This window comes from Promicromonospora citrea (assembly GCF_013004695.1).
GTDB lineage: Bacteria > Actinomycetota > Actinomycetes > Actinomycetales > Cellulomonadaceae > Promicromonospora > Promicromonospora citrea.
On record NZ_JABEMG010000257.1, the window covers coordinates 1 to 2275 of the forward strand.

Sequence of the window (2275 nt, forward strand, 5' to 3'; positions counted from 1 at the left end):
CAGCCGCACCGCCGTCACCGCGCCGTCGGCGGCGCGCTCCACCTGGACGGGCTCGCCCACGGTGCCGAACCCGTCGACCGCGTTGACGCTGGTGATCGCGACCCAGGCGTACGTGCCGTCGGCGAGGCGGGTGCGGGCGGCGTCGAGGGCGGCCGGGTCGTCGGCCGGGGCGCGCTCGATCACGGCGGCGGCGACAGGGTCCAGCCCGTGCTCTCGCAGGAGGGCGAGCAGGCCCGCCGCCCGCTCCGGGGCCCGCGCGACCAGGACGGCGGGTGCCGTGACCGCGCCGGTGCCGGCGGCTCGCCCGGGGGCGAGCGCCGAGCGGTGCGGATCCGTCACGCCTTCTCCGGGACGGCCGTGCTCAGGGGCGCGAGGCGCTCGGCGCCGTCGGCGAGGAGGTGCTCGGCGACGGAGACGCCCAGGGCGCGCGCGGCGTCGTCGATCACGTCGGGGGCGACGTCCTGCGAGAGGCGGACGGTGCCGCCGCGCGACATCTGCTCGGAGCCGTCGACGGCGGCCACGACGGCGCGCAGCTCGAGGGCCGGGCCCGACACCGTGGCGTACGCACCGACGGGCGCGGCGCAGCCGGCCTCGAGGCGCGCGAGCACGGAGCGCTCGGCGAGCACCGCGAGGCGGGTCGGCCGGTGGTCCAGCAGGTGGATCGCCTCGGCGAGGTCGGGCACGCGGGGGCCGTCGGGCCCCGCGGCGATGTCGGTGGTGCGCACCTCGACGGCGAGCGCGCCCTGACCGGGGGCGGGGGAGACGACGTCGACGTCGAGCACCTCGCTGATGACGTCGGTGCGGCCGAGGCGCGCGAGCCCGGCGTGGGCGAGGACGACGGCGTCGAGGTCGGCGTCGGGGCCCAGCGCCCGGTCGAGGCGGGTGCCGACGTTGCCCCGGATGTCGACGACGTCGAGGTCGGGGCGAGCCGACCGGATCTGGGCCGCCCGGCGCGGGGAGCCCGTACCGACGCGTGCGCCGCGCGGCAGGGTCGCGAGCGTGAGGCCGTCGCGCGCGCACAGGGCGTCCCGCGGGTCGGCGCGCTCGGGGGTCACGAAGGTGAGGCCCTCCGCGGGCGTGGTGGGCAGGTCCTTGAGGGAGTGGACGGCGACGTCGCAGCGGCCGTCGAGCAGCGCCTCGCGCAGAGCCGTGACGAACACGCCGGTGCCGCCGAGGCTCGCGAGGCTGCCGGTCCTCACGTCGCCCTCGGTCCGGATCCGCACCAGCTCGACGGGCCGGCCGGTCAGCTCCTCGAGGCGCCGGGCCACCAGACCGCTCTGGGTCGTGGCGAGCGCGCTCGCCCGCGTCCCGAGGCGGATCGGTGCGGCGTCACCCGGGGTGCTACCGGGGGTGCTGACAGACAGGGGGGTCGGGGTCACCAACCCAGTCTCCACCCGAAACCCCGCCGGAAGAAAACCGAGGGCGCACCTCGGACCGATCTCACAGCGTTGCTGGCGGACTGTCAGATCGTGCGCCCCCGCGGACCGGTTCCGGGGCTCAGCCGGCAGGCGCCCCGAGCCGGTCGGCCGTGCGCCGCGCGTGCGCCACGACCGCGGCGAGCCCGGTCCCGGCGACCCAGCCGCCCGTGACGTCGAGGCCCGGCACCGTGCGGACCGCCGCCTCGTACGCGGTGACGGCGGCGCGGTAGGTGGGCGTCGGCGGGGGCAGGGCGCCGTCCCACCGCTGGTGCAGGACGTCCCGGACCCGCCCGGTCAGGTCCACGCCGAGCAGCGCCGACGCGTCGCGTGCGGCCTCCTGCGCGGTGGGCTCGGGCGTCGGCTCGCCGAGGCGCCCGTAGCTGAGCCGCACCACGTGCACGCCCGGTCCGGCGGCGTCCCGCACCCGCCGGGCGAGCCACGGCCACTTGGCGGTCGCGTGGGTCAGGGCCTTGGCGCGCACGGCGTGCCGGCCGCCCCGGGACCCGGCCCGGTCGGGGGCCCGGTCGGGTGCCCGGTCGGGTGCGACGAGCATGCCCGTGCCGCGCGGGGCGGCGTCCAGCTCGGGCGCGTCGAGCAGCAGGGTCACGAGCCGGATGTCCGCCCCCCGCTCGGGTGCCTGCGGGGCCTGGGGCAGCGCGGTTCTGCCCGGCCGCCCGCCGCCTTCGGCAGCTCGGTGCGAGGTCGGTCCGTCGGCCGGCCGGCCGCCCGCCGGACCGGCCTCCCCGGAGCGAGGTGGGTCCAGCGGCAGGCGACTTGCCAGGACCAGGCGGGGGGCGTGCAGGGGCCGGCCGTCCGCCGGGCGGACCAGCCACGCGGAGCCCGCGCGGTCCACGGCC

The 2275-nt window shown here is 79.3% G+C and carries 2 protein-coding genes and 1 pseudogene; all 3 read right to left on the reverse strand.

Features of this window, described 5'->3' with window-relative positions:
* Positions 1–339 (reverse strand): uroporphyrinogen-III synthase (locus HLB15_RS24930; RefSeq protein ID WP_171109126.1); only part of this gene is annotated, 339 nt, incomplete at its 3' end.
* Positions 336–1379: a hydroxymethylbilane synthase gene (gene hemC / locus HLB15_RS23355; RefSeq protein ID WP_171109128.1), complete on the reverse strand. Its 1044-nt coding sequence runs from the start codon at positions 1377–1379 to the stop codon at positions 336–338. The genes hemC and HLB15_RS24930, both read right to left, overlap by 4 nt.
* Before the next feature lie 118 nt (positions 1380–1497).
* A pseudogene (locus HLB15_RS23360) lies at positions 1498–2275 on the reverse strand (protoporphyrinogen/coproporphyrinogen oxidase); the annotation flags it as partial.